This window comes from Streptomyces sp. NBC_01013 (genome assembly GCF_045162765.1).
Taxonomy (GTDB): domain Bacteria; phylum Actinomycetota; class Actinomycetes; order Streptomycetales; family Streptomycetaceae; genus Streptomyces.
In genome coordinates, this window is record NZ_CP108687.1 from 2,394,176 (window position 1) to 2,418,867 (window position 24,692).

Consider the following 24,692-nt stretch of genomic DNA (forward strand, 5'->3'; position numbering starts at 1 on the left):
CAGCCGTCGGCCGCCCTGCCGTGTCGGATCGTTCGCCCATCGGCCGTACATCGCCCGTCGCCCCCTCGCGTGTGGCTTCCTCCCCGGCACCGCCCCTTCCACGGCGCAGGCCCCCTTTCGGGACGATACACCAGACTCGTCACGCAGGGCCATAGTCCCTCTACTCTCCGTGACGACCTGCCGAGTTGTCGACACGGAGCGGTACGGAACGTGCCCGTAGCGTGTTCACCCTGTGGTGCGTACGAGGTTGCGCACCGGCTCCCCCGCGGCGAAGCGGCTGAGCTGTCCGGCCAGCAGGCGCTTGGCCCGCGGCAGGAACGCCGAGGTGCTGCCGCCGACATGCGGAGTGATGAGGACGTTCGGAGCATGCCAGAGGGGATGGCCGGAAGGGAGCGGTTCCGGGTCGGTCACGTCAAGGGCGGCGCGCAGTCGGCCGGACTCGAGCTCGGTCAACAGGGCCTTGGTGTCGACGACTCCGCCGCGTGCCACGTTCACCAGCAGTGCCCCGTCCGGCATCGCCGCGAGGAAGTCCGCGCCGACCAGCCCCTGTGTGGAGGGGTTCAGCGGAGTGGACAGAATGACGATCTCGGCCTCGGGCAGCAGGGCGGGCAGGTCGTCGAGTGTGTGTACGGGCCCGCGTGCGGTTGTCCGGGCGGAGCGCGCGACGCGCGCCACCCGCGCGCACTCGAAGGGCGCGAGCCGGTCCTCGATGGCGGAGCCGATCGATCCGTAACCGACGATCAGCACGGACTTGTCGGCGAGCGCCGGGTAGAAGCCGGACCGCCACTCCTCCTTGTCCTGGCCGTGCACGAAACCGGGGAACCCGCGCAGCGAGGCGAGGATCAGCGCGAGGGTGAGCTCCGCCGTGGAGGCCTCGTGGACGCCCTTGGCGTTGCACAGCCGTACGCCCGAGGGCAACAGCCCGAGGCCCGGCTCCACATGGTCGATGCCCGCGGAGAGCGTCTGCACGACCTGGACCCCGCTCATGCCCCCGAGCGGACGGACCGCGACCGCGGGCCCCTTCATGTAGGGCACGACGTAGAAGGCGCAGTGTGCGGGGTCGGCGGGGAAGTCCTGCCCGCCGTCCCAGAATCGGTAGTTGAGACCCTCGGGAAGCCCCTCGATCTCAGTGGCCTCGAAGGGCAGCCATACGTCAGGGACATCGGTGGAATGCGTGGTGGAAGTCATGGTCAGGAGGCTATGCGAAGCCTGGCGGGGCGCAGAGGTTAGCTTTGGGGGTGCGGTGCGAGGGAGGGTTCGGGGAGTTGGAGCGCAGAAGTCTCGGTGCGGCGGCGCTCGCCGTGGGTGCGGTCGGCCTCGGCTGCATGCCGATGAGCTGGGCGTACAGCGCCTCGCGGCAGCGTGGTGACGAGGCGTTGCGCGCGGTGCACGCGGCCCTCGACGCGGGTGTCGACCTGCTCGACACCGCCGACATGTACGGGCCGTTCACCAATGAGCATCTGGTGGGGCGGGCGTTGAAGGGGCGTCGTGAGCAGGCGTTCCTCTCCACCAAGTGCGGGCTGCTGGTGGGCGATCAACACATCGTGGCCAACGGCCGCCCCGGTTATGTGCGGCGGGCCTGCGATGCCTCGCTGCGGCGGTTGCAGACGGATGTGATCGATCTGTACCAGCTCCACCGGGCCGACCCCGAGGTGCCCGTCGAAGAGACCTGGGGCGCGATGGCGGAGCTGGTGAGCGCGGGCAAGGTGCGGGCGCTCGGGCTGTGTGCGGTCGGTGCCAGGGCCGCCCGCAGGCGGGGCGCGCGGACGCACGACGAAACGATCCGGCAGCTGGAGCGGGTCCAGCAGGTCTTTCCGGTGAGCGCGGTGCAGGCGGAACTCTCCGTATGGTCCCCGCAGGCGCTGGAGGCGCTGGTGCCGTGGTGTGCGGCGCGCGGGGTCGGAGTGCTGGCCGCGATGCCCCTGGGCAGCGGCTATCTGACGGGGACGCTCACTCCGGGGCAGGGCTTCGAGCCGGAGGATCTGCGGGCCAGGCATCCGCGGTTCACCGCCGAGATGATGGCCGCGAACCAGCCGGTGGTGGTGGGACTGCGGCGGGTCGCGGAGCGGTACGGGGCGACACCGGCACAGGTCGCGCTGGCCTGGGTGCTGCGACAGGGGCCCCAGGTGGTTCCGGTGCCGGGGACCAAGCAGGCACGGTGGGCCGTCGAGAACGCGGGAGCGGCCGGGCTGACGCTCACGGCCCAGGACCTCGACGAGATCGACCGGCTTCCGGCCCCGCGGGTGTCGTGGGACTGAGTGCCGCGAACCGAACGCCCGTGCACCGGAACCGGCGTGTGAAGTTTGATCGCCGAGCGAGAAAGTCCGGGAGCTTCGGGAACCCTGGACGCGGCCGCGGTGTAAGAACAGGGGACAGGTGGTCGTCGAAGGGGTCGGTGCTGTGCGCGGTGCGAGGTTCGGATCTGTGCGGGAGCCGGTGGGGCGTTTCACGACGCCCCACGGGAGCGGTCGTGGCGCGCGGCAGGCCGCGGTGGCCGTGCTGGCGGCCGGCGCCCTGATCCTCACCGCGGGGTGCTCCTCGCAGGAGGGCGTCGAGAGCACCGCGGGCCAGGGGGCTAGCTCACCGGCCGGCTCACCCCCGTCCCCGTCGGGCCGGGCGGCCTCGCCGTCCACGTCGCCGTCGGCCTCGCGCCCCGCCGCCGGTCTGCCGCCCGCGAAGGGCTCGGTGAAGGTGGTGTCGACCCTCACGGAGGGCCTGGACTCGCCCTGGGGCCTCGCGGAGCTGCCTGACGGCGATCTGCTGGTGTCCTCGCGTGACAAGGGGACGATCACCCGGATCGACGCGAAGAACGGGAAGAAGACGCTGCTGGGCACCGTGCCGGGGGTGGCGCCGGCGGGCGAGGGCGGGCTGCTGGGCATCGCCGTCTCCCCCGATTACGGCACGGACCACCTGGTGTACGCGTACTTCACCACCGCTTCGGACAACCGCATCGCCCGCATGCTCTACGACGAGAACGGGACGAACCCCGGCCAGCTGCTGGGCGCCCCGGACACGATCCTGCGGGGCATCCCCAAGGGCTCCATCCACAACGGCGGCCGGATCGCCTTCGGCCCCGACCGCATGCTGTACGCGGGCACGGGCGAGACGGGGGACGACGGCCTCGCACAGGACAAGAAGTCGCTGGCCGGCAAGATCCTGCGGATGACCCCGGACGGTGAGCCGCTGCACGGCAACCCGGAGGCCGACTCCGTGGTGTATTCGTACGGTCACCGCAATGTGCAGGGTCTGGCCTGGGACGGGCACAAGCAGCTGTGGGCGGCCGAGTTCGGCCAGGACACATGGGACGAGCTGAACCGGATCGTGCCGGGCGGGAACTACGGCTGGCCGGAGGTCGAGGGCAAGGCGGGCGAGGCCGGTTTCATCGACCCCGTGGCACAGTGGAAGACGTCGGAGGCGTCCCCGAGCGGTATCGCCTTCGTCAAGGGTTCGATCTGGATGGCAGGACTGCGGGGCGAGCGGCTCTGGCGGATTCCGCTGTCCGGTACGGCGGACAAGGAACCTCTGGCGGCCCCCCAGTCGTTCCTGGAAGGGAAGTACGGCCGTCTGCGCACCGTGCTCGCGGCAGGCGGCAACAAGCTCTGGCTCGTGACGAGCGAGACGGACACCCGCGGCACCCCGAAGGCGGGTGACGACAGGATCCTGGTGGTCGAGGTGCGCTAGGGCCCGTCTCGAAAGTCCCGTCCGGCCCGCGACGCCTGGCACGGCGCCTCGCCGTGTTGTCGGCATCGTCCACATACGCCCCGTACGAGGACGACCCTCCGCCTTGCGAGGCACCGCACCGGACGCCGCGGGCCCCGCTCTCCGGGCGGACGACGCTACTTTCGAAACAGGCCCTCCAGCAGGCGAAAGGGTGCGCGGCCAGTGTTCAACTTCTTCGAGGAACTCTTCGCACCCGGTCGCAAGCACGCCGCCGAGGAGCAGAAGCGGCTGGAGCTGACCCGGGTGGACCTCGGCGTCGGCGACCCCGCACGCGGCCCCATCGACCTGACCTCGGGGAAGGTCGTGATCCGTCGCCGTGACGAGGACGGGGACCCCGGGGAGACGGACGGGGACCGCGGCGACACGGACGCCGGTGACACCACCGGCGGCGAGGGCGGCGGATCCGCCGGCGATGGGATGGGTGCGGGCGGCGGGGGCGACGGCGGCTGACCCCGGCCGGGGCGGCAGTGTGACCGCGGTTCTACGAGTCCTTCGGCATCGGGTACAGCCGCAGCCGGTGGGCGAGCGCGGCTGCTTCTCCGCGGCCGGTGACGCCGAGCTTGGCCAGGATGTTCGACACGTGCACGCTCGCGGTCTTGGGTGAGATGTAGAGCTCCTCGGCGATCCTGCGGTTGGTGTGGCCGGCGGCCACGAGCCGGTGCACGTCCTGCTCGCGCGGGGTCAGCCCGAAGGACTCCACCGCGGCGGCCGCCGCCGCCCGTAGCTGTTCCTCGGAGTGGTCCGGCCCCGCGGGGCCGTCGCCGTGGTCCGGGACGGTCAGGACCACGGGGATCGCGTCGGAGCCCCGCGTCGAGCCGTGAGCGGCTTCGGGATCGGTGAGGGTGATACGGGCGCGGCCCGCCAGCAGCTCGATGGTCCCGGCCAGCGGGCGCGCCCCCAGACGCCGGGCGGTGCCATGCGCGTCGCGCAGCAGCGCGGTGGCCGCGGCCCGGTCGCCGGAGGCGATGAGCAGGGCCTCCGCCCAGCGATGGCGGATCTGCGCCAGTTCGTAGGGACGCTGCAGCGGCGCGAAGACCTGGGCGGCGCCGGCCCAGTGGCCCGGGGTGTCGAGGCCTTCGGCCCGGGCCAGTTCGGCATCGATCAGCACTTGGTAGGCAGCCCATACGGGGACCAGCGCCGGCAGCCGCTTGAGGTGACTGCGCACGAGTTCGAGGATGGCCGGCCTGCCCGGTTCGGTGGCGGGCAGCCCCCGGGCGTCGGCCTCCGCCGCCGCGACGATGTGCAGCATCGGGAAGGCGTACCGCTGGGTTCCGGTCGGGAAGCCCTCCGCCGCCTGGGCCTCGAAGGCGGCCCGTGCCTCGGGCAGGTTCCCCTGCTGGACGGCGATGGTGATGGTGTGGCGGACGATGTTGATGAAGTGCTGCGGCTGCGGATCGCTGGATCCGAAGCTCCTCCTGGTCAGCGCGAGTTGCCGTTCGGCTTCGGCAAGGTCGCCGCGTGCCAGTGCCACTTCCGTGCGGCGTGCGGCGACCAGTCCCTGGGACTTGCGGGAGAGCGCCTTGCGGGAAGCGGCCTCGGTCGTGGCGAGGGCCTCGTCCCAGCGGCCGAGGGAGAACAACGACATCGCCTGGTTGGTGCGGGCCCAGGCCTCCATGTCCGCGACACCGTGGCTGTGGCAGACCTCGATGCTGTGGTCGGCGGCGGCCACCGCGTCCAGGGAGCGGCCCATCCCTTCGAGGATGGACGGCAAGTTGATGCCGGCGCGGCCCATGATGCCGACGAGCCCGAGCTCGTCGGCCCGGTCACGGACGGCGTACATCTCGGCGATGCCCTCGTCAACGGCTCCGGCATCGGCGGTCAGCCAGCCGCGGGTGAGCCGGGCGTGCAGCTCGATGTACTCGTCGCCGACCAACCGCGCGTACTCCACGGCCCGTTCGGCGGCGGCCAGGGTCTCGGCGCCGGGCCGGTGCAGGGCGCCCCAGCCGGCCACGCTCGTCAGGACGTCCGCGTGCACGGCGGACGGGGGCAGGCCCCGGACCAGCTCCTCGGCCGTGGCCAGTTCCTCCCAGCCGTCGCCCCGGGCGAGGTCCTGGACCAGTCGGGAGCGCTGCACCCAGAACCAGGCGGCGCGCAGGGCGTCGTCCTCGCCCTCCAGGATGCGCAGGGCCTTCTTGCAGAAGGTGAGGGCCCGTTCGCGCTCGCCGCCGAAGCGCGCCGCGACGGTGGCTTCGGCCATCAGGTCCAGATGGCTCAGCGGGTGCGAGCCGTCGCGGCCGCAGGCCGGGTACACCTCGGCGTAGTCGATGGGGCGAAGCGTGCCGCGTATCGCTTGGGGCGTGTCGTCCCACAGCTCCAGCGCGCGCTCCAGCAGACGTAGTTGCTCGGCGTACGCGTTGCGGTGGCGTGCTTCGACCGAGGCTTTCAGCACGGCGGGCAGGGCCTTGGAGGGGTCGTGCGCCCCGTACCAGTAGCTGGCCAGGCGCGTGGCGCGTTCCCCGTCGCGGACGAGGGTGGGTTCGGCCTCCAGCGCCTGGGCGTAGCGGCGGTTGAGCCGGGAGCGCTCGCCCGGGAGCAGGTCGTCGCTGACGGCTTCGCGGACCAGGGAGTGCCGGAAGCGGTAGCCGTTGCCCTCCGGGGTGGTGAGCAGCAGATTGGCGCCGACGGCTCCCCGCAGGGCCTCGATGAGCTCGTCCTCGGCGAGGCCGGCGACGGCGGCGAGCAGTTCGTACTCGACCGCGGAGCCGCCTTCGGCGATGATGCGGGCGACCTTCTGGGCGTCGTCGGAGAGCGCCTCGACGCGAACGAGGAGGAGATCGCGCAGGGAGCCGGGCAGCCCGGCGCCGTCACCGCACTCCAGACTGCAGGCGAGCTCCTCGACGAAGAAGGCGTTGCCGTCGGAGCGCTCGAATATCTCGTCCACCAGGGCGGGTTCGGGGGTACCTGCGAGGATGCCTGTGAGCTGGCGGCGGACCTCGGCCCGGTTGAACCGGGCGAGCTCGATGCGGCGCACGGTACGCAGCCGGTCCAGTTCGGCCAGCAGGGGGCGCAGCGGGTGGCGGCGGTGGATGTCGTCGGCCCGGTAGGTGCCGACGACGACGAGGCGGCCGCTGCGCAGCGTGCGGAAGAGGTAGGCGAGCAGGTGCCTGGTGGAGGAGTCGGCCCAGTGCAAATCCTCCAGGACGAGCACGACGGTGCGGTCCGCGGAGATGCGTTCCAGCAGCCTGGCGGTGAGTTCGAAGAGGCGCGCGGTGCCGTGTTCGTCGGCCGCGTCCCGGCCGGCCTCGCCGAGTTCCGGAAGGAGTCGGGCCAGTTCGCCCTCCTGGCCCGCGCAGGCCGCGGCCATCTCCTCCGGCAGGGTGCGGCGCAGGGCGCGCAGGGCGGTGGAGAACGGGGCGTAGGGCAGGCCGTCCGCCCCGATCTCCACGCAGCCGCCGACGGCGACGACGGCCTCGCGGCGGACCGCCACCGCGAGGAACTCCTCGACCAGGCGGGTCTTGCCGACCCCGGCCTCGCCGCCGACGAGCAGCGCCTGCGGCTCGCCGCCACCGCCGGCCGGGCCGGCGCCGGCGGCGGTGGCGCGGGCGAGTGCGTCGGTGAGCGCGGTGAGTTCACCTGTGCGGCCGACGAATACGGGACTGACTGACCTGGTCTCCACGTCGCCGAGCATCGCACACGGCATCGACACCGCAGGCTGCGGAAGCCGGACAGCCACCGTCGTCGGTCCCTTATGCGGCGTGTGCGAACCGTGCCCGTTCCCTGTCCGCACTCACCGTCCTCTCGCGCTCCTGGCGTGCGAACCTGCGGGCCTCCCGGCGGGCACGGCGGGCCTCCCGCAGGAGGCGTTCGTCGGCCGCACGGCGGACGAGTTCGGCGGCCATGATCTTGTGGAGTTCCAGCTCGTACATGTGATTCCCCCTGAGGACGGGCCCGTTGGGCCTCGGTGGTGGCAGTGCTTCTGCCGTGCCACCACTCTCGTCCCCCAGGGGGTGCCGCCGCATCGGGCGAGTGCCGCATCTGTGACGGCCGGGGGCCTTAGGGAAGGACTTACGCCGCCGCACGGGCCCGGCCGGCGGGCCCGCGCACGCCTTAGACCGCAGGGCGAGACGACGTACAGAAGGGCCGTGAGCTCCGCAGCCGGCCCGGCCCTGCTCTAACCAGCCGTCGCGGGCGCCGTCGGCAGGGCGACGATGAGGTCGAAGTACATGCACACGGCGATCAGCACGCCCAGGACGCCCAGGGCGATTCCCCCCTTGGCGACCGCTCGGATCCAGCCCGGCTGCGGGTGCGCGGACGGGGCACCGAACGCCGGACGGACCAGGACGTAGAGGCCGACGAGCAGTGCGAGCAGGCCGAAGAGGCCGTTGACCAGTGCGGTGGCGTGCCAGGCGTCGCCGTAGATCTCGGAGATCTGCTGTGCGGCGGACCCGCCGGACGAGGTCTTCATCTGCCCGATCAACGTCTCGCGCTCGGCGGCGACCCGGCCGCTCCAGGCTCCGGTGAGCGACACGATGCCGAGCCCGACGGAGACGACGGCCGCCGCGGCGGTGGCGAGGCCGGAGGACTCCTTCCCGTTCTCCTCCTCGTCCTCGTCCTCGTCCTTGGAGAACTCCGCATCAGGGCCGAGGTCCTGTGCCGGATCCGGTTCCGCGTCGGCGGGCACCTCACGGTCCTGGAATGTTCCGGCCCCCCGGCCCGCCTCGTCGATGTGCTGTTCCGCGGCTTCCTTCGCAGCGGTGTCGGTGAGCGTCTTCTTCGTCCTGTCTCCGTCGCCCTCGCCCTCGGCGACGGGAGCTGCTGGAGTGGTGGGAGTCGTGGGGTTCATGCACCGCACGCTAGGTGCCGCAGATGAGAGCCCTCTTAACGCACCCGTCCCGGTTGCGCGATGCGGTCCTCCTGATCGCCGTCCGAGGCGTTCTCACATCCGACGCGGCCGGCGCCACCTCCGGAACCGCCGGCGGCCTCGTAGAGGTTTCCGCACCACCACCCGGGCTCTGACCTGCTGGATCGCCCCTGAGTCGTCGGTTGACCGGCGGCCGGGACGCAGGCGATGGTGACGCGCTGCCGATGACGTATCGGCCTGTTCACCAGGGGTGGGGACACATGCACGACAGCACAGCGGCCGATCCGGTGCGTCCCGTGGCGGGCGAGCCGGAAACAGCGACAGCACACGCCGAGGCGGCTCTGCTCGCCGGACGGCTCGCCGATGCCAGGGTCGGTGCGGAGGAGGCTCTGGAGCGGTTCGGTCCGAGCGCTGCCCTCTACGCCGTGCTGGCCCGTGCCCATGCCGCCGAGGAAGAGGACGATCACGACGACCGGGCCGATACGGTCTACCGGCGCGGTCTGGCCGCCTTCCCCGACGATCTCGGTCTGCTCGCCGGTTACGCCGAACTGTGCCTGCGCAGCGATCCCTTCGACCGCCCTGCCCGTCACGGCCGCGGCCCCGGTCTGGTGGCACGGCTGTGGGAGGTGGCTCCCGGCTCGCCCCATGAGCGCCTGGGACGCCGACCCGGGCCGGCTCGGCGGCCGTCTGAGGTGCGTCACCTTCGCTGCTCTGCCCGGCGACAGCACTGCCTGCTCATGGGCCGACAAGGGCAGCATCGCCACCGTCGTCCTCTACGAAACGGGCCTGGACCGCGCATCGGCGGCCTCCTCCGTACGTTCACTGCGCGAGGCGATCCTGCACCGGACCGGCTGACCGTCCCGAGCTCCGACCGGGCCTCCCGGCCCGGATCAGTGCACGCGCTGAGCGGCCGCCGCGGCCTCGTCGCTCTCGTTCCCGCCCCCGTACGCCGCCGGGATCTTCGGCCGTGGCGCCCCGCAGTCGGGCGGTTCGATGCTGATACGAGGCAAGCGCCGGTCGAGCCACCCGGGCAGCCACCAGTTGGCGCCGCCCAGCAGGTGCATCAGGGCGGGGACCAGCAGGGTGCGCAGGACGAAGGCGTCCAGGGCCACGGCCGCGGCCAGGGCGATGCCGAACATCGCGATGACCCGGTCGCCGCTCAGCACGAAGGCGAGGAAGACCGAAATCATGATCACGGCAGCCGAGTTGATCACCCGGCTGGTCTCGGCGAGACCGACCCTGACCGCCCGACGGTTGTCGCCCGTCTCCAGCCACTCCTCGTACATCCGGCCGACCAGGAACACCTGGTAGTCCATCGAGAGGCCGAAGAGCACGGACACCATGATCACCGGAAGGAAGGGCTCGATGGGCCCCGCGCTGCCCAGCCCGAGCAGTTCGCTCCCCCAGCCCCACTGGAAGACCGCGACGACGACACCGAACGAGGAGGCCACCGCCGCCACGTTCATCACCGCCGCCTTCAGCGGGATGCCGACCGACCTGAAGGCCACCAGCAGGAGCAGACAGCCGAGTCCCACGACGACGCCGATGAAGAGCGGAAGCTTGCCGATGATGATCTGGGCGAAGTCGTCGTAGCTCGCCGTCACACCGCCCACATGGGCCTGGAGTGAGGTGTTCTCGGACGCCTTGGGCAGGACGTCCGTGCGCAGCCGGTCGACGAGCTCACTCGTCTGCCGGGACTGCGGGGCGGAGTCCGGGACGACCGTGACGTACGCGGTGTCGGCGCTGGAGTTGTACGTCACCGGGTAGGCCCACGCGACCCCTTCGGTCGCACGCAGCGTCGCCGGCAGGGTGTCCATGGCGAGCCGGTCGTCGGCGCCGTCCAGGTGCGCGGCGACGGTCAGAGGACCGTTGACACCAGGACCGAATCCTTGCCCCAGCAGGTCGTACGCCTGCCGGGTCGTCGAGGACCGCGCGTTGTTGCCCTGGTCGGAGCTGCCCAGGTGGAGCGAGAAGGTGGGGAGCGCGAGGAGCAGCATCACGGCGGCGGCGAGGCCGCCGAGCAGCTTGGGATGCCGCTCCACGAAGGCGGACCAGCGGGCCGCGAAGCCCGTGGCCGGCTCCGGCTGCGGGCCGCGCTCGGCCAGCCGTCTGCGCTCGCGCCGGTTCAGCGCCCGCATGCCGATGAAGGACAGCAGGGCGGGCAGCAGCGTCACGGACGCCGCGACGGTCAGGACGACGGTGAGGGAGGCGGCGATGGCGACGCCGTTGAGGAAGCTCAGCCGCAGGATCAGCATGCCGAGGAGCGCGATGCAGACGGTGGCCCCGGCGAAGACGACGGCCCGGCCGGTCGTCGCGACGGCGTGCTGCGCCGCCTCGGGTACGGTCATGCCGCGCCGCAGCCCTCTGCGGTGCCGGGTGACGATGAAGAGCGCGTAGTCGATCCCTACGCCGAGACCAATCAGCATGCCCAGCATGGGGGCGAAGTCGGCGACGGTCATCAGGTGGCCGAGCAGCACGATGCCGGCGTACGCCGTGCCGACCGAGACGAGAGCGGTGGCGATGGGCAGCAGGCTGGCGGCGAGTGAGCCGAAGGCGAGGAAGAGCACGACGGCGGCGACGACCACCCCGACGGCCTCGCTGAGGTGCGCGGCCGGCGCTTCGGTGAGGGCTATCGCGGAGCCGCCCAGCTCGACCTGGAGGTGATCGCCCGCGGCGGCCTTCGCGGTGTCGACGACCGCCTTGGCCTGGCCGACCGGCACGTCGTCCGCCTGCCGGTCGAAGGTGACGGTGGCGTAGGCGGTGTGTCCGTCCGGGCTGATCTGCCCGGAACCGGGGTCCGCGTACGGCCCGCTGACGGCCCCCACACCCGGCAGCCGCTCGACGGCGTGCAGGGTGGCGGTCATCTTCTGCGTGACGTCGGCGGCCCGCACGGTGGAGTCGTCGGTGTGCCAGACGATCGTGTCGGTGTCGCCGCCGAGATCCGTGAAGCCGTTCTTCAGCAGCTCGGCCGCCCGCCCGGACTCGGTGCCGGGAGCCTCGTAGTCGTTGGAGTAGGCGGAACCCGCGAATCCCGCCGCGGCCGCTGTTCCGCCGAGAGTGAGCAGCCAGATGAGGACGGCGAGGAGGCGGTGCGTGACACACCAGCGGGCGATGGCAGCCAAGGGACGTACTCCCTGCGGGTTCGTGGTCTCCCCGGAGGTTCGGGCAGAACCGTCCGCGTGAGAACGCATGACCTTGAGAACCGTCACTCTGACAGCCAACTGTGATCATTTGCCCGTTTCGTGGCCTTACTCACATGGGTTGGATCCACACATGAGCGACATAAGCACCGCCGTACGGCGGGGCGCGCGAGCGGCGCGGCAGCGGTCGCGGCACCCGTCGACGCGCTCACACCGGCTGGAAGCAGCCGTGCGCCCGGAACCCGAATGCGGGAAGGGGCGGTACACACGGTGGAGAACCGGATGCACCGCCCCTTCGCGGTCGTGCGGGAGACTCAGCCCTCGACGCCCAGCTTCTCCAGGATCAGCTCACGAACCCGGGCGGCGTCCGCCTGGCCACGGGTGGCCTTCATGACGGCGCCGACGAGCGCACCGGCGGCAGCGACCTTGCCGCCGCGGATCTTGTCCGCGATGGCGGCGTTGCCCGCGATCGCCTCGTCCACGGCTGTGGACAGCGCGCCCTCGTCGGAGACGACCTTCAGGCCGCGCTTCTCGACGACGGTGTCCGGGTCGCCCTCGCCCGCGAGGACGCCCTCCAGGACCTGACGGGCCAGCTTGTCGTTGAGATCGCCGGAGGTGACTAGCTCAGCGACCCTGGCGACCTGCGCGGGGGTGACACCCAGCTCGTCGAGACCGCGGCCGGTCTCGTTGGCGTTACGGGCGAGCTCGCCCATCCACCACTTGCGGGCCTGGTCCGACGGGGCGCCCGCCTCGGTCGTGGCGACGATCAGGTCGACCGCGCCCGCGTTGAGGATGGACTGCATGTCGTGCTCGGAGACACCCCACTCCTCCTTGAGCCGTGCGCGGCGCAGCCGCGGCAGCTCGGGCAGCCCCTTGCGGAGCTCCTCGACCCACTCCCGGGCCGGAGCGACCGGCACCAGGTCGGGCTCGGGGAAGTAGCGGTAGTCCTCGGCGTTGTCCTTGATGCGGCCGGCCGTGGTGGAGCCGTCCTCCTCATGGAAGTGCCGGGTCTCCTGCACGATCGTGCCGCCCGAGTTCAGCACCGCGGCGTGACGCTGGATCTCGAAGCGGGCGGCCCGCTCGACGGAACGCAGCGAGTTCACGTTCTTCGTCTCCGAGCGGGTACCGAACGCCTCTCGGCCGTGGGGGCGCAGCGACAGGTTCACGTCGCAGCGCATCTGCCCCATCTCCATGCGGGCCTCCGAGACGCCCAGCGCCTTGATGAGCTCGCGGAGCTCGGCGACGTACGCCTTGGCGACCTCGGGGGCGCGTGCGCCCGCTCCCTCGATCGGCTTGGTGACGATCTCAATGAGCGGGATGCCCGCGCGGTTGTAGTCGAGCAGGGAGTGGGACGCGCCGTGGATGCGGCCGGTGGCACCGCCGACGTGCGTCGACTTGCCGGTGTCCTCCTCCATGTGGGCGCGCTCGATCTGCACCCGGAAGATCTCCCCGTCCTCCAGCTGGACGTCCAGATAGCCGTCGAAGGCGATCGGCTCGTCGTACTGGGAGGTCTGGAAGTTCTTCGGCATGTCCGGATAGAAGTAGTTCTTCCGGGCGAAACGGCACCACTCGGCGATCTCGCAGTTCAGCGCGAGTCCGATCTTGATGGCGGACTCGACGCCGATCTCGTTCACGACCGGCAGTGCGCCGGGCAGGCCGAGGCAGACCGGGCAGGTCTGCGAGTTGGCGTCCTGCTTGAGCTCGGTGGAGCAGCCGCAGAACATCTTGGTCTTGGTGCCGAGCTCGACATGGACTTCGAGGCCCATGACGGGGTCGTACGTCGCGAGGGCGTCCTCGTACGACTCCAGGTCAATGACAGTCACTGAAACTTTCCCTCTCAGCCCAGCAGGACGTCGTCGTCGCCGAGACGCTTGAGCTCGCGGTAAAGGATGGCGAGTCCGGTCACGATCGCGGCGGCGGATACGGCGGCGTCGATCAGACGCAGCGTGTCGTTGTCCTGGCGGGCCATCTTCACCTGCTTGAACACGCTCAGCGCGCCGAAGGCGGTGGTGCCCATGGACACGTACGCGCCGGTCTTGGACTTCTTGAAGTTCTTGGCCTTCTTAGCCATTGCGCTCATAGCGACGGAGCCTCCTCAAGCAGCGGGTGCCCCCACCTTTCCACGAAGGCGGCCTCGACGGCGGCTCCGACCTTGTACAGCCGGTCGTCCTTCATGGCGGGGGCGATGATCTGCAGCCCGACCGGCAGGCCGTCCTCCGGCGCCAGGCCGCAGGGCAGCGACATGGCGGCGTTGCCGGCCAGGTTGGTCGGAATGGTGCACAGGTCCGCGAGGTACATCGCCATCGGGTCGTCGGCACGCTCGCCGATCGGGAAGGCGGTGGTGGGCGTCGTCGGCGAGACGATGACGTCCACCTGCTCGAACGCCTTCTCGAAGTCCCGCGTGATCAGCGTGCGGACCTTCTGCGCGGAGCCGTAGTACGCGTCGTAGTAGCCGGAGCTCAGCGCGTACGTACCGAGGATGATGCGGCGCTTGACCTCGTCACCGAAGCCGGCCTCGCGGGTGAGCGCGGTGACGTCCTCCGCGGACTTCGTGCCGTCGTCGCCGACCCGCAGGCCGTAACGCATGGCGTCGAAGCGGGCGAGGTTCGAGGAGCACTCGGACGGCGCGATGAGGTAGTACGCCGAGAGGCCGAGGTCGAAGGACGGGCAGTCGAGCTCGACGACGGTGGCGCCGAGCGACTTCAGCAGCTCGACCGACTCGTTGAAGCGCTGGACCACACCGGCCTGGTAGCCCTCGCCCGAGAACTGCTTCACGACACCGACGCGCATGCCCTCTACGGAGCCGTTGCGCGCGGCCTCGACGACCGGCGGGACCGGGGCGTCGATCGAGGTCGAGTCGAGCGGGTCGTGTCCGGCGATGGCCTCGTGCAGCAGGGCCGCGTCCAGGACCGTGCGGGCGCAGGGCCCGCCCTGGTCGAGGGAGGACGAGAAGGCCACCATGCCGTAGCGGGAGACGCCGCCGTAGGTGGGCTTGACGCCGACGGTGCCGGTGACGGCGGCGGGCTGGCGGATGGAGCCGCCGGTGTCCGTGCCGATGGCGAGCGGGGCCTCGAACGACGCGAGGGCCGCCGACGAGCCGCCGCCGGAGCCGCCCGGGATGCGGGTGAGGTCCCACGGGTTGCCGGTCGGGCCGTAGGCGCTGTTCTCGGTGGAGGACCCCATGGCGAACTCGTCCATGTTGGTCTTGCCGAGGATGACGACGTCGGCGGCCTTCAGGCGCTTGGTGACGGTCGCGTCGTACGGCGGGACCCAGCCCTCGAGGATCTTCGAACCGACGGTGGTCGGCATGTCCTCGGTGGTGAAGATGTCCTTCAGCGCGAGCGGGACGCCGGCCAGCGGGCCGAGCTTCTCGCCGGCCGCCTTCTTGGCGTCGACCGCGCGGGCCTGTGCGAGCGCGCCCTCACGGTCGATGTGCAGGAAGGCGTGGACCTTCTCGTCGACGGCCTCGATCCGGGCCAGGTGGGCCTCGGTGACCTCGACGGCCGTGAGCTCGCCCGCAGCGATCTTCGCGGCGATCTCGGCAGCGGTGAGCTTGATGATGGTGCTGATGTCCGTCATGACTTTTAGTCCTCCCCCAGGATCTGCGGCACCTTGAAACGCTGCTGCTCCTGGGCCGGGGCGCCGGAGAGCGCCTGCGCGGGGGTGAGCGACGGACGGACCTCGTCCGCCCGCATGACGTTGGTCAGCGGCAGCGGGTGGGAGGTCGGCGGTACGTCTTGGTCGGCGACCTCGGAGACGCGGGCGACCGCGCCGATGATGTCGTCGAGCTGACCGGCGAAGTGATCGAGCTCTTCGCCCTTCAGCTCCAGACGCGCCAGCCGGGCGAGGTGGGCGACCTCCTCGCGCGTGATGCCAGGCATGCAGCGATCCTCAGGGGTTGGTGTGTGGTTTTGGCCGGGGCCGGCGGCAGGTGGAAATGTGCCACCGACCCCCAATCCTATGGGGTCGCCCGCACCGGCCACGGCCACCTGTGGGACACCGGGCCGCCTCCCGCAGACGAAGCGGTGACCGGGCACCGCCGAGGCCCGTTCGGCGGTGGAGGACGAAGCGGCCCCGGGGCGCCTCCGGTCACCTCACCGCAGCCCGCCCGCGATGCCTCGATGCCCGCCCTACGTCGTCGCCGGCCGTGAGTCGACCGTCCGCCCGGAAGGCCGCTGCTCCAGCTCGCCCTTTGCCGCGGCGGCCACACTCGCCGCTGCAGCGGCCGCCGCGGCAGCCGCAGCCAGCTCCGCGGGCCGCCGCCATCCGTGCTCGCCGCGCGCCCGCAGCCACGCGGTCGTCTCCTGGGGCGGCATCGCGGCCGCCACCAGCCATCCCTGCACGGCATCGCAGCGCAGGTCCCGCAACCGCTCCCACGTCTCGTCGTCCTCGACACCCTCGGCGACCACCAGCAGACCGAGCGAGTGCGCCAGGTCGATCGTGCAGCGGACGATCTCCGCGTCCTCGTGGTCGATGGCGAGCCGGGCCACGAACGACCGGTCGATCTTGAGCTCGCTCACCGGAAGCCGGCGCAGGTGGACGAGCGAGGAGTACCCCGTACCGAAGTCGTCCAGGGACATCTTCACGCCGTGGCCGGTCAGTCCGGCCAGCGTGTCCGCGGCCCGCTGCGGGTCCTCCAGCAGCACGTGCTCCGTTATCTCCAGCTGCAGGGCGCCGGCCGGGACACCGTGCCGGGCCAGCCGGGCCGCGACGCCGCCCGCGAAGCCCGGGGTGTGCACATCGCGCGGGGACACGTTGACCGCGACCGGGACGAAGAGACCCTGCGCCCGCCACCGGGCGACCTGGGCCAGGGCCGTTTCCAGGACGTACTCCGTCAGGTGCGGCATCAGCCCGGACGACTCGGCGATGGCGATGAACTCGTCCGGAGGGACCCTGCCCCGCTCCGGGTGCACCCAGCGCACCAAGGCCTCCAGGCCGGCCACCTGGCCGTCGAAGCGGACCTTCGGCTGGTAGTGGAGTTCCACTTCGCCCGCGTCCAGTGCGCGCCGCAGATCACCGAGGAGGCCGAGCCGGTCCGGGGTGTTGCTGTCGCGCTTCGACTCGTACACCTCCACGCCCGTCCGGTCACGCTTGGCCTGGTACATCGCCACGTCCGCGCGCCGCAGCAGCCCCTCCGCGTCCAGCGCGTGGTCGGGGTGGACGGCGACACCCGCGCTGGCCTCCAGCACCAGGGTGAGTCCGTCGAGGTCCAGCGGGGAGGAGAGCTCGGCCACCAGATGGCGGGCCACCCGCTGGGTGCTGGTGGTGGAGTCCGCGGTCGGCAGCAGGACGGCGAACTCGTCGCCGCCGAGTCTGGCCGCCTCCGCGCCCCGCGGCAGGGCGAGCCGCAGCCGGTCCGCTATCTGCAGCAGCAGCCGGTCCCCGGCGAGATGGCCGAGTGTGTCGTTGACCGCCCGGAAGCGGTCGAGGTCGATGAGGACGAGGCCGACACGGCTGCCGAGGTTCTCGGCCTCCTCCAGCGCCGTCCAGGTGCGCTCCAGCAGCCACTGCCGGTTCGGCAGTCCGGTCAGCGGGTCCCTCAGCTGCTCCTCCGCCCTCGCGCGGGCGATCCAGAGCGTGGAGTCCAGCGCGATCAGCGGGACCGCGAAGAGGGGCAGCAGGACGGGCATCGCCGTCGCGACGACGCAGATCAACGGTGCGATGCCGAGGAGCGCGACGGCGACAAGACCTTGCCGCAGCAACGCGGTGCGGGCGACCGTGGGCAGCCCGCCGCCCTGGGGGGACCGGGCGTACCACAGCAGGACCCGGGTGACGAGCAGATAGGTGGAGGCCGCGAGCAGGACTTCCGGGACGGCGTCGATACCCCAGTCGAGTGGCTGCCAGGGCGATTCGACGGACTGCACCTCACCGAACGCCGCGAGGACGAGTGCCGCCGCGCCCACGCCCAGGATGTCCACCGCCCCGTGCAGCAACCCCTGCCACCAGCGGTGCCGGCGGGCCACGCCGACGAGGACGACCACGACCAGGCTGACCAGGCCCGCGGGCACCCAGCCGTAGAGAAGGAGCACGGCGAGCGTGAGGGCGGCGCCCGAACCGGTGCCACCCCACCACCGGTCGCGGCCGAGCGCGACCAGATGCCCGACGACGATCCCCGTGAGGACGGCGAGCGACCAGCCGGCGCGCCCGTCCGGGAAGAGGGCGTGGCCGCTGCTCACGGTCCGGTAGAAGCCGGTCGCGAGCTGGACCGTGGCGAGGCCCACGACGACGGCACCCACTTTGGGCGTGAGGCCGGTGAAACCCTGCAGCCGCGACACCGGTGCGGCGTTCTCGGTCGGTTCCATTCCGTCCCTCTCACAGCCGGCGATGCCGATGTCACCCGATGGTTCCGTTCCGCGCCCTCACGCCCCGTCCCACGCGATGACCGGGTACCGCAGGCGCGTCTCCCAACAGTAGGCCGCCGAGGGGGTCCACGGGCAGCGGTCTACAGCTCTTGCCCGAATGCGAACCGACCATCCGTCAGCATCTGCTATGCGCCGATCGGGTGAATCCGACGGTGCGTCACACCACTCTCACGCTCCGGCACCGCTTCGCTCGCCCCCCTGCTGCTCCTCGATCGGAACGGCGGCCTCGCGCGCCGCGTCGGGCCCCTGTTCGAGCAGCACCGCGAAGCCGTCCTCGTCGAGCACGGGCACTTTCAGCTGCATCGCCTTGTCGTACTTCGACCCGGGGTTGTCGCCGACGACGACGAAGGAGGTCTTCTTCGAGACGGAACCGGTGACCTTCGCTCCGCGGCTCTGAAGGGCCTCTTTCGCGCCGTCCCTGGTGTGCGTGGCGAGGGTTCCGGTGACGACGACCGTGAGTCCTTCGAGCGGCCTGGGCCCCTCCTCCTCGCCGGCCCCCTCGTCCTCCATCCGGACCCCGGCCTCCCGCCACTTGCGCAGGATCTCGCGGTGCCACTCCTCGGCGAACCACTGCTTGACCGAGGCGGCGATGATCGGCCCGACCCCGTCGGCGTCGGACAGCTCCTGCTCGGTGGCCTCCTCGATCCGGTCCATGGACCGGAACTGACGGGCCAGCTCCTGAGCGGCGACCGGCCCCACGTGCCGGATGGAGAGCCCGGTGAGGATGCGGGCCAGCGGGGCCTCCTTCGCCGCGGCGATGGCATCCAGCATGGCGCTGGCGTTCTTCTTCGGCTCGCCCTGCTGGTTGGCGAAGACCAGGGCGGTCTTCTCCTCGCCGGTCTTCGGGTCCCGCTTGGGCAGGCCGCTGTCCGGGTCGCGGACATAGGCGCGGATGGGCAGCAGTTGCCCGACGGTCAGTCCGAAGAGGTCGCCCTCGTCCCGCAGCGGTGGATCGGCGGGCTCCAGCGGCCTGGTCAGCGCCGCGGCGGCGACAAAGCCGAAGTGGTCGATGTCCAGGCACTTGCGGCCCGCCAGGTAGGCGACCCGCTCCCGCAGCTGCGCCGGGCACGAGCGGGCGTTGGGGCACCGGACGTCTACGTCCGCCTCCTTCATGGGCTTCAGCTCCGTCCCGCACTCGGGGCAGTGCGTGGGCATGACGAACGCCCGCTCGGTGCCGTCCCGCAGGTCCACGACCGGACCGAGGATCTCCGGGATCACGTCGCCGGCCTTGCGGAGCACGACGGTGTCGCCGATCAGGACGCCCTTGGCCCGGACCACGTTCTGGTTGTGCAGCGTCGCGAACTCCACCTCGGAGCCCGCCACCTCGACCGGTTCGACCTGTGCGTACGGGGTGACGCGGCCGGTACGCCCGACGCCGACGCGGATGTTGACCAGCTTGGTGTTGACCTCCTCGGGCGCGTACTTCCAGGCGATCGCCCAGCGCGGTGCGCGGGAGGTGGAGCCGAGCCGGCCCTGGAGGGGGATCTCGTCGAGTTTGACGACGACCCCGTCGATCTCGTGCTCCACGGAGTGCCGGTGCTCACCGAAGTGGGCGATGAACTCGCGCACCCCCGCGAGTGAGTCCACCACCTTGTTGTACTTGGCGGTGGGCAGGCCCCACTCGTGGAGCAGCTCGTAGGCGTGCGAGAGACGGTCGATGTCGAAGCCCTCCCGGGCGCCGATGCCGTGGACCACCATGTGCAGCGGCCGGGTGGCGGTGACCTTGGGGTCCTTCTGGCGCAGGGAACCGGCCGCCGCGTTGCGCGGGTTGGCGAAGGGTTTGTCGTCGGCCTCCACCAGCCGGGCGTTCAGCTCCTCGAACCCCTCCATCGGGAAGAAGACCTCGCCGCGGATCTCGACGAGCTCCGGGATCCGGTCGCCCTTCAGCCGGTGCGGGATCTCCGCGATCGTACGGACGTTGGGCGTGATGTCCTCGCCGGTGCGGCCGTCGCCCCGGGTCGCGGCCCGGGTCAGCAGTCCGTGCTCGTAGGTGAGGTTGACCGCGAGGCCGTCGATCTTGAGCTCGCACAGGAAGTGGTAGCCGGTGGCGCCCACGTCCCGGGCGATCCGCTCGCCCCAGGCGGTCAGCTCCTCGTCGTCGAAGGCGTTGTCCAGGGACAGCATCCGCTCGCGGTGCGCGACGGAGGTGAATTCCGTCCGGTACGGGCCGGCGACCTTCTGGGTCGGCGAGTCGGGTGTGCGCAGTTGCGGGCGCTCGTCCTCCAGTGCCTCCAGCTCACGCATCAGCCGGTCGAACTCGGCGTCGCTGACGACCGGCTGGTCGTTCACGTAATAGCGGAAGCGGTGCTCCTCGACCTGCTCGGACAGGAGCGCGTGCCGCTCGCGCGCCTCCGCCGGCACGGCCGTCTCCTGTTCGCCTGGCAGTGACGTCTGCTGTTCGCCGGCCATCGTCCCGTCCTCCCGTTGCCCAGTACCCCGTTACTCAGGGTTGTCTGCGAGCGATTTCGCGGCCCGGGCGCAGTGGGCGAGCGCGGCACGGGCGTACGCGGGCGAGGCACCCGCGAGACCGCACGAGGGAGTGATCGCCACAGACTCGGTCAGAGTCCCCGGATTCAGCCCCAGCCTGCGCCACAGCGTCCTGACACCCATGACGCTACCGCCCGGGTCCGACAATCCGCCCGAGGCCGGGTCGGTGCCCGGCACGACCCCGAGGAACAGCTGGGTGCCACCCTCGACCGCTTCCCCGATCGCCTCCTCCTCACGCTCGGTGAGCAGGGAGAAGTCGAAGGAGATCCCGTCGGCCCCGGCCCGGCGGAGCAGGGCGAAGGGCACGTCGGGGGCGCAGGTGTGCACGACCGTGGCGGCCTCACCGGCCGCGCCCAGCGCGTCGCGCAGGGTGTCCTCCACGATCTGGCGGTCCACGGCCCGATAGGTGCGGTAGCCGCTCGCCGTCCTGATCCGCCCGAGCAGGACCCCGGTCAGCGACGGCTCGTCTAGCTGGAGGATCACGCGCGCACCGGGCATCCGGCGCCGCACCTCGGCGAGGTGGTTGCGCAGCCCCTCCGCGAGCGAGCCCGCCAGGTCGCGGCAGGCGCCCGGGTCGCCGAGGACGGCTTCGCCGCTCCGGCGTTCCAGCGCGGCGGCCAGCGTCCACGGCCCGACGGCCTGCACCTTGAGAGGGCCCTCGTACCCCTGGGTGAACTCCTCCAGCGCGTCGAGGTCCTCGCCGAGCCAGGACCGGGCCCGGCGGGTGTCGCGCCCCGGCCGGTCACTGATGCGCCAGCCGCTCGGCTCGACGTGTCCGTACATCTCGACGAGCAGCCCGATGGTCCGCCCGATCATGTCCGCGCCGGGGCCGCGCGCGGGCAGTTCCGCCAGATACGGCACGCCCTGGCCGTCGCCGAAGGAGCCGGTGACGGTCTTCGCCGCCTCCCGTGCGTCCCCTCCGGGCATCGAACCGATTCCGGTGGCCGGGCACCCGCTGAACTTGCTCTTCTCGCTCACGCGGGAAGCCTACGGCCGTTCCCGGTCCGGCCCGTCGGCGGCCGGGCGCCTCGGCAGAGGGCCGATGCCCGCCCTGACCGTCGGCGGCCGGGGCGCACCACCCCGCCGCCCGTCCGTCAGCGGCCGGGACGCACACCGCACCGCCCGGCCCGCCCGTCCGTCAGCGGCCGGGACGCACCGTGAGGTCGTTGACCTCGGCGTCGCGGGGCAGGTCGAGCGCCATCAGGATCGTGGTGGCGACCGACTCGGGGTCGATCCAGCGCGAGGCGTCGTACTCCTTGCCCTCCTGCTGGTGGACCTTGGCCTGCATGGGGCTGGCGGTGCGGCCCGGGTAGACGGACGTCACGCGGACCCCGTTCCCGTGCTCCTCGTGGCGCAGCGAGTCGGCCAGCGCCTTCAGGCCGTGCTTGCTCGCCGCGTACGCGCCCCACTCGGCGTGAGCGGCGAGCCCGGCGCCGGAGTTGACGAAGAGGACGTGGCCCTCGGCGACCCGCAGCTGCGGCAGGAGGAGGCGGGTCAGCTCGGCCGGGGCGATCAGATTGGCGTTGAGCTGGAAGTGCCATGCCTTGGGGGTGAGCTCGCCTACCCGGCCGAGCTCGACGACGCCCGCGATGTGCAGCAGTGAGTCGAGCCGCTCCGGCATCGACTGCTGGCCGAAGGCCCAGGAGAGCCGGTCCGGGTTGGACAGGTCGCCGACGATCGTGCGGGCGCCGGGGTGGAGCGCGGCCAGTTCCCTGGCGCGTCCCGCGTCGCGGGCCAGGAGGACGAGCTCGTCCCCGCGCTCCGTGAGACGGCGGGCGACGGCTGCGCCGATGCCGGACCCGGCACCGGTGATGAGGTGAGTGGACATGCCACCATCGTCGCACCCGTCGCGTCAGCGACGACGCATCACTGCAGGCCGGCCCACTCCTCCAGGTAGGCCAGAGCGCCGACCCCGTCCTTGGCGAAGAACACCAGGTCGGTCAGCGGCAGCGGCAGGAAACCCTCGTCCTCCATGCGCTGGAACTGCTGGCGCAGACCGTCGTAGAACCCCGCGGTGTTGAGCAGCACGACCGGCTTGGTGGTCTTGCCGTGCTTCTTCAGCTCCAGGATCTCGGTGGCCTCGTCGAGCGTGCCGGTGCCGCCCACCATGATCACGACGGCGTCGGACTTCTCCAGGAGGAGCGCCTTGCGCTCGGCGAGGTCCCGCGCGATCACCATCTCGTCCGCATTCGTCCGCGCCTTCGCGGCCAGGAAGTCCACGGACACCCCGACCAGCCTCCCGCCGGCCTCCTGCACGCCGTCCGCCACGACCTTCATCAGCCCGCTCTCGGAACCGCCCCAGACCAGGGTGTGCCCACCGCGGCCGATCAGCTCGGCGAACTCACGGGCAGGCACGGTGTAGCGGTCGTCGAGTTCGGCGGCTGAGAGGAAAACGCAGATGTTCATGCCTGCCACGTTAGAGCCCGGTACCGACAGTGCCGCGTCCGGGGAAGAATCCCGCGGCCCGGGGGGCTGAACACCACATGACTTCCACCCGAGGACACCGCATCACCGTCGAGCCCGGCACCGAGCACGTGCGTGTGGTCCGCGACGGAGTACTGCTCGCCGAGAGCCGGCGCCCGCTCGTCCTGCGCGAGACGGGCTGTCCGGTCCGCTACTACCTGCCGCCCGAGGACGTCCGTACAGGACTGCTGACGGCGTCGGACACCCGCACCCACTGCCCGTTCAAGGGGGACGCCTCCTACTGGTCGCGGCCGGAGGCGGCCGACCTCGTCTGGGCGTACCCGGAGCCGAAGGACGAAGTGGCCGCGATCAAGGACCACTTCTGCTTCTACGACACCGAGATCCTGCCCGGCTGACAGCCGGCGCCCCGTCAGCCCCCCTTCCAGGGAAGAGCCGTGGAGAAATTCCGAGAATTCCTCGCCGAGAGCGATGAGTTTCCCGGGAGCCCGCAGTCCACCCCCACATGGACAAGACTCTCTCCCGCGACGGCACCCTGATCGCCTACCGGCGCCGGGGCGAAGGACCACCGTTGATCCTGGTGGGCGGTGCGCTGTGCACAGCGGAGACCGAGGCCCCGCTGGCCCGCCTCCTCGCGCCGCGCTTCGAGGTGGTCACGTACGACCGGCGGGGCCGGGGCGCCAGCGGGGACGGGTCGCCGTATGCGGTGGAGCGCGAGATCGAGGATCTGGCGGCGGTCGCGGGGGCGGTGGGCGGCAGGCCCTCGGTGTTCGGTGTCGGGGCCGGCGGTGCGCTGGCCCTGGAGGCCCGGGCAGCAGGGCTCCCGGCCACCCGGCTCGCGGTGTACGAGCCGCCGTACACCCCGGGGGCCGCCGGTCTGCTGTTCAAGGCCGGCTGCACGGCCCGCCTGCACCGACTGCTGTCCGCCGGGGACCGGGGCGGGGCGGTGGAGCTGTTCCTGTCCACGACGGGGGTCGCGGCCGAGATGATCGCCAGGATGCGGAGGGCGCCGCTGTGGCGGACCCTGGAGTCCATGGCACACACCCTCGCGTACGACGACGCGGTGCTGGGCGACGGCGCGGTACCGGCCGAGCGGTTCGCCTCGGTGACCTCGCGGACCCTGGTGGTCTGCGGCGGCTTCAGCCCGGCCACCGCGAGGAGCTCGACCCGCCTGCTGGCGGACGCGCTCCCCCGGGGCCGTCACCGCACCCTGACGGGGCAGACGCGGGAGCTGGCGCCACAGGTGATCGCTCCGGTGCTGGCGGAGTTCTTCACCCGTGACGTGTACGTACGACAGGCATCCTGAACCCGGGGCGTGCGGCATGCCGGATGCCTGAGGAACACACGGGCGGGCCGGGGGGCCAGAAGCACCCCGCGCGGCCACGCCCGTACAGGGGTCGGGCGTTGCCGCGCGGGGGCCGGTCGCGGGCCGCAGCGGGCGCGCGGAGGGGCAGAGTCGGTGGACGAGGGCCACGTCCACCGACGTCATGATCGGAGGCGTGCTGCCGGAGCCGTCGGTCCACGAGATCGCCGAGGTCGCCGAGCGCTGCGGGGCCGGCGTGCGGCCTGGTTCCGGAAACGTACGGGCGGCCGTCGGCGGACCGCCCCGGGCAGCGGCCCCGTCTCCCCGCACGACCGCCGTCACCGCCTTCGCGACCGCCGGGCTGACCCGCGCCTTCGCGAAGTCGCCGTCCGGTGCGGTCGGGACGCCGCAGGACCGGCCTGAAGCCGGGTGGCCGGGCAGGCGTCGCACCGCCGCGG

At 71.7% G+C, this 24,692-nt stretch carries 20 protein-coding genes; 6 read left to right on the forward strand and 14 right to left on the reverse strand.

Annotated elements, in window-relative coordinates:
* Positions 1–225: 225 nt before the first annotated feature.
* On the reverse strand, positions 226–1,188 hold the full coding sequence (locus OG538_RS10165) for a 2-hydroxyacid dehydrogenase (RefSeq protein WP_406092245.1): 963 nt from the start codon (positions 1,186–1,188) through the stop codon (positions 226–228).
* A 77-nt stretch (positions 1,189–1,265) separates the two neighbouring features.
* Between OG538_RS10165 and OG538_RS10170 the strand changes: the two genes are divergently transcribed.
* The 3 genes from OG538_RS10170 (at position 1,266) to OG538_RS10180 (ending at position 4,170) form a co-directional block, all read left to right on the forward strand.
* Positions 1,266–2,258: an aldo/keto reductase gene (locus tag OG538_RS10170; protein ID WP_406092247.1), complete on the forward strand. Its 993-nt coding sequence runs from the start codon at positions 1,266–1,268 to the stop codon at positions 2,256–2,258.
* A gap of 178 nt (positions 2,259–2,436) precedes the next feature.
* Positions 2,437–3,681: a PQQ-dependent sugar dehydrogenase gene (locus OG538_RS10175; protein WP_406092249.1), complete on the forward strand. Its 1,245-nt coding sequence runs from the start codon at positions 2,437–2,439 to the stop codon at positions 3,679–3,681.
* A gap of 201 nt (positions 3,682–3,882) precedes the next feature.
* On the forward strand, positions 3,883–4,170 hold the full coding sequence (locus OG538_RS10180; protein ID WP_406092251.1) for a DUF6191 domain-containing protein: 288 nt from the start codon (positions 3,883–3,885) through the stop codon (positions 4,168–4,170).
* A 31-nt stretch (positions 4,171–4,201) separates the two neighbouring features.
* Here the strand turns inward: OG538_RS10180 and OG538_RS10185 are convergent, their stop codons facing one another.
* From OG538_RS10185 to OG538_RS10195, 3 genes are all read right to left on the reverse strand, one after another.
* A complete protein-coding gene (locus OG538_RS10185; RefSeq protein WP_406100047.1) occupies positions 4,202–7,348 on the reverse strand; it encodes an AAA family ATPase in 3,147 nt (1,048 codons plus the stop codon).
* Positions 7,349–7,406: 58 nt separating this feature from the next.
* Positions 7,407–7,586 carry a hypothetical protein gene (locus OG538_RS10190; RefSeq protein WP_406092253.1) on the reverse strand — a complete coding sequence of 60 codons (180 nt, stop codon included), beginning with the start codon at positions 7,584–7,586 and terminating at the stop codon, positions 7,407–7,409.
* A 245-nt stretch (positions 7,587–7,831) separates the two neighbouring features.
* Positions 7,832–8,503: a hypothetical protein gene (locus OG538_RS10195; RefSeq protein WP_406092255.1), complete on the reverse strand. Its 672-nt coding sequence runs from the start codon at positions 8,501–8,503 to the stop codon at positions 7,832–7,834.
* A 663-nt stretch (positions 8,504–9,166) separates the two neighbouring features.
* Here OG538_RS10195 and OG538_RS10200 point away from each other — a divergent pair.
* The gene (locus tag OG538_RS10200) at positions 9,167–9,376 is read left to right on the forward strand and encodes a hypothetical protein (RefSeq protein ID WP_406092257.1); all 210 of its coding nucleotides are present in this window, start codon (positions 9,167–9,169) and stop codon (positions 9,374–9,376) included.
* Positions 9,377–9,411: 35 nt separating this feature from the next.
* Here OG538_RS10200 and OG538_RS10205 read toward each other — a convergent pair whose 3' ends face one another.
* The 10 genes from OG538_RS10205 to OG538_RS10250 all read right to left on the reverse strand — a co-directional run bounded on the left by OG538_RS10205 (position 9,412) and on the right by OG538_RS10250 (position 22,916).
* Positions 9,412–11,643: an MMPL family transporter gene (locus OG538_RS10205; RefSeq protein ID WP_406092259.1), complete on the reverse strand. Its 2,232-nt coding sequence runs from the start codon at positions 11,641–11,643 to the stop codon at positions 9,412–9,414.
* 332 nt (positions 11,644–11,975) lie between these two features.
* Positions 11,976–13,484, reverse strand: coding sequence for an Asp-tRNA(Asn)/Glu-tRNA(Gln) amidotransferase subunit GatB (gatB, locus tag OG538_RS10210; RefSeq protein WP_406092261.1), 1,509 nt, complete (start codon positions 13,482–13,484; stop codon positions 11,976–11,978).
* Positions 13,485–13,498: 14 nt separating this feature from the next.
* Positions 13,499–13,741, reverse strand: coding sequence for a hypothetical protein (locus tag OG538_RS10215; RefSeq protein WP_148020961.1), 243 nt, complete (start codon positions 13,739–13,741; stop codon positions 13,499–13,501).
* Positions 13,738–15,240 (reverse strand): Asp-tRNA(Asn)/Glu-tRNA(Gln) amidotransferase subunit GatA, encoded by a 1,503-nt coding sequence (gene gatA / locus OG538_RS10220; protein ID WP_406092263.1) that lies wholly within the window; start codon positions 15,238–15,240, stop codon positions 13,738–13,740. The genes OG538_RS10215 and gatA overlap by 4 nt, the downstream gene beginning before the upstream one ends.
* Before the next feature lie 5 nt (positions 15,241–15,245).
* Entirely contained in the window at positions 15,246–15,542 is a 297-nt protein-coding gene (gene gatC, locus OG538_RS10225; RefSeq protein ID WP_003966094.1) for an Asp-tRNA(Asn)/Glu-tRNA(Gln) amidotransferase subunit GatC, read from the reverse strand.
* A 249-nt stretch (positions 15,543–15,791) separates the two neighbouring features.
* Positions 15,792–17,963 carry a putative bifunctional diguanylate cyclase/phosphodiesterase gene (locus OG538_RS10230; RefSeq protein WP_406092265.1) on the reverse strand — a complete coding sequence of 724 codons (2,172 nt, stop codon included), beginning with the start codon at positions 17,961–17,963 and terminating at the stop codon, positions 15,792–15,794.
* A 228-nt stretch (positions 17,964–18,191) separates the two neighbouring features.
* Positions 18,192–20,432 (reverse strand): NAD-dependent DNA ligase LigA, encoded by a 2,241-nt coding sequence (ligA, locus tag OG538_RS10235; protein WP_406092267.1) that lies wholly within the window; start codon positions 20,430–20,432, stop codon positions 18,192–18,194.
* Between the two features lie 30 nt (positions 20,433–20,462).
* Positions 20,463–21,488, reverse strand: a complete 1,026-nt coding sequence (locus OG538_RS10240; protein ID WP_406092269.1) for a methionine synthase — start codon at positions 21,486–21,488, stop codon at positions 20,463–20,465.
* 160 nt (positions 21,489–21,648) lie between these two features.
* On the reverse strand, positions 21,649–22,338 hold the full coding sequence (locus OG538_RS10245; RefSeq protein ID WP_406092271.1) for an SDR family oxidoreductase: 690 nt from the start codon (positions 22,336–22,338) through the stop codon (positions 21,649–21,651).
* Between the two features lie 38 nt (positions 22,339–22,376).
* A complete protein-coding gene (locus OG538_RS10250; RefSeq protein WP_406092273.1) occupies positions 22,377–22,916 on the reverse strand; it encodes a TIGR00730 family Rossman fold protein in 540 nt (179 codons plus the stop codon).
* A 77-nt stretch (positions 22,917–22,993) separates the two neighbouring features.
* On the opposite strand from OG538_RS10250, the gene OG538_RS10255 reads away from it, so the two are divergent.
* Complete coding sequence (locus tag OG538_RS10255; protein ID WP_406092275.1) at positions 22,994–23,329, forward strand: DUF427 domain-containing protein; 336 nt, start codon at positions 22,994–22,996, stop codon at positions 23,327–23,329.
* Positions 23,330–23,436: 107 nt separating this feature from the next.
* Complete coding sequence (locus OG538_RS10260; RefSeq protein WP_406092277.1) at positions 23,437–24,237, forward strand: alpha/beta fold hydrolase; 801 nt, start codon at positions 23,437–23,439, stop codon at positions 24,235–24,237.
* The last annotated feature ends 455 nt before the right edge of the window (positions 24,238–24,692 follow it).

Excerpts from the sequence above, each read along its gene's own strand:
- gatA (WP_406092263.1), bottom strand. The coding sequence starts at position 15,240 with ATGACGGACATCAGCACCATCATCAAGCTCACCGCTGCCGAGATCGCC.
- OG538_RS10165 (WP_406092245.1), bottom strand. The coding sequence starts at position 1,188 with ATGACTTCCACCACGCATTCCACCGATGTCCCTGACGTATGGCTGCCC.
- ligA (WP_406092267.1), bottom strand. The coding sequence starts at position 20,432 with ATGGCCGGCGAACAGCAGACGTCACTGCCAGGCGAACAGGAGACGGCC.
- OG538_RS10185 (WP_406100047.1), bottom strand. The coding sequence starts at position 7,348 with ATGCTCGGCGACGTGGAGACCAGGTCAGTCAGTCCCGTATTCGTCGGC.
- OG538_RS10245 (WP_406092271.1), bottom strand. The coding sequence starts at position 22,338 with ATGTCCACTCACCTCATCACCGGTGCCGGGTCCGGCATCGGCGCAGCC.
- OG538_RS10230 (WP_406092265.1), bottom strand. The coding sequence starts at position 17,963 with ATGGAACCGACCGAGAACGCCGCACCGGTGTCGCGGCTGCAGGGTTTC.
- gatC (WP_003966094.1), bottom strand. The coding sequence starts at position 15,542 with ATGCCTGGCATCACGCGCGAGGAGGTCGCCCACCTCGCCCGGCTGGCG.
- OG538_RS10250 (WP_406092273.1), bottom strand. The coding sequence starts at position 22,916 with ATGAACATCTGCGTTTTCCTCTCAGCCGCCGAACTCGACGACCGCTAC.
- OG538_RS10200 (WP_406092257.1), top strand. The coding sequence starts at position 9,167 with ATGAGCGCCTGGGACGCCGACCCGGGCCGGCTCGGCGGCCGTCTGAGG.
- OG538_RS10215 (WP_148020961.1), bottom strand. The coding sequence starts at position 13,741 with ATGAGCGCAATGGCTAAGAAGGCCAAGAACTTCAAGAAGTCCAAGACC.
- OG538_RS10195 (WP_406092255.1), bottom strand. The coding sequence starts at position 8,503 with ATGAACCCCACGACTCCCACCACTCCAGCAGCTCCCGTCGCCGAGGGC.
- OG538_RS10190 (WP_406092253.1), bottom strand. The coding sequence starts at position 7,586 with ATGTACGAGCTGGAACTCCACAAGATCATGGCCGCCGAACTCGTCCGC.
- OG538_RS10255 (WP_406092275.1), top strand. The coding sequence starts at position 22,994 with ATGACTTCCACCCGAGGACACCGCATCACCGTCGAGCCCGGCACCGAG.
- OG538_RS10260 (WP_406092277.1), top strand. The coding sequence starts at position 23,437 with ATGGACAAGACTCTCTCCCGCGACGGCACCCTGATCGCCTACCGGCGC.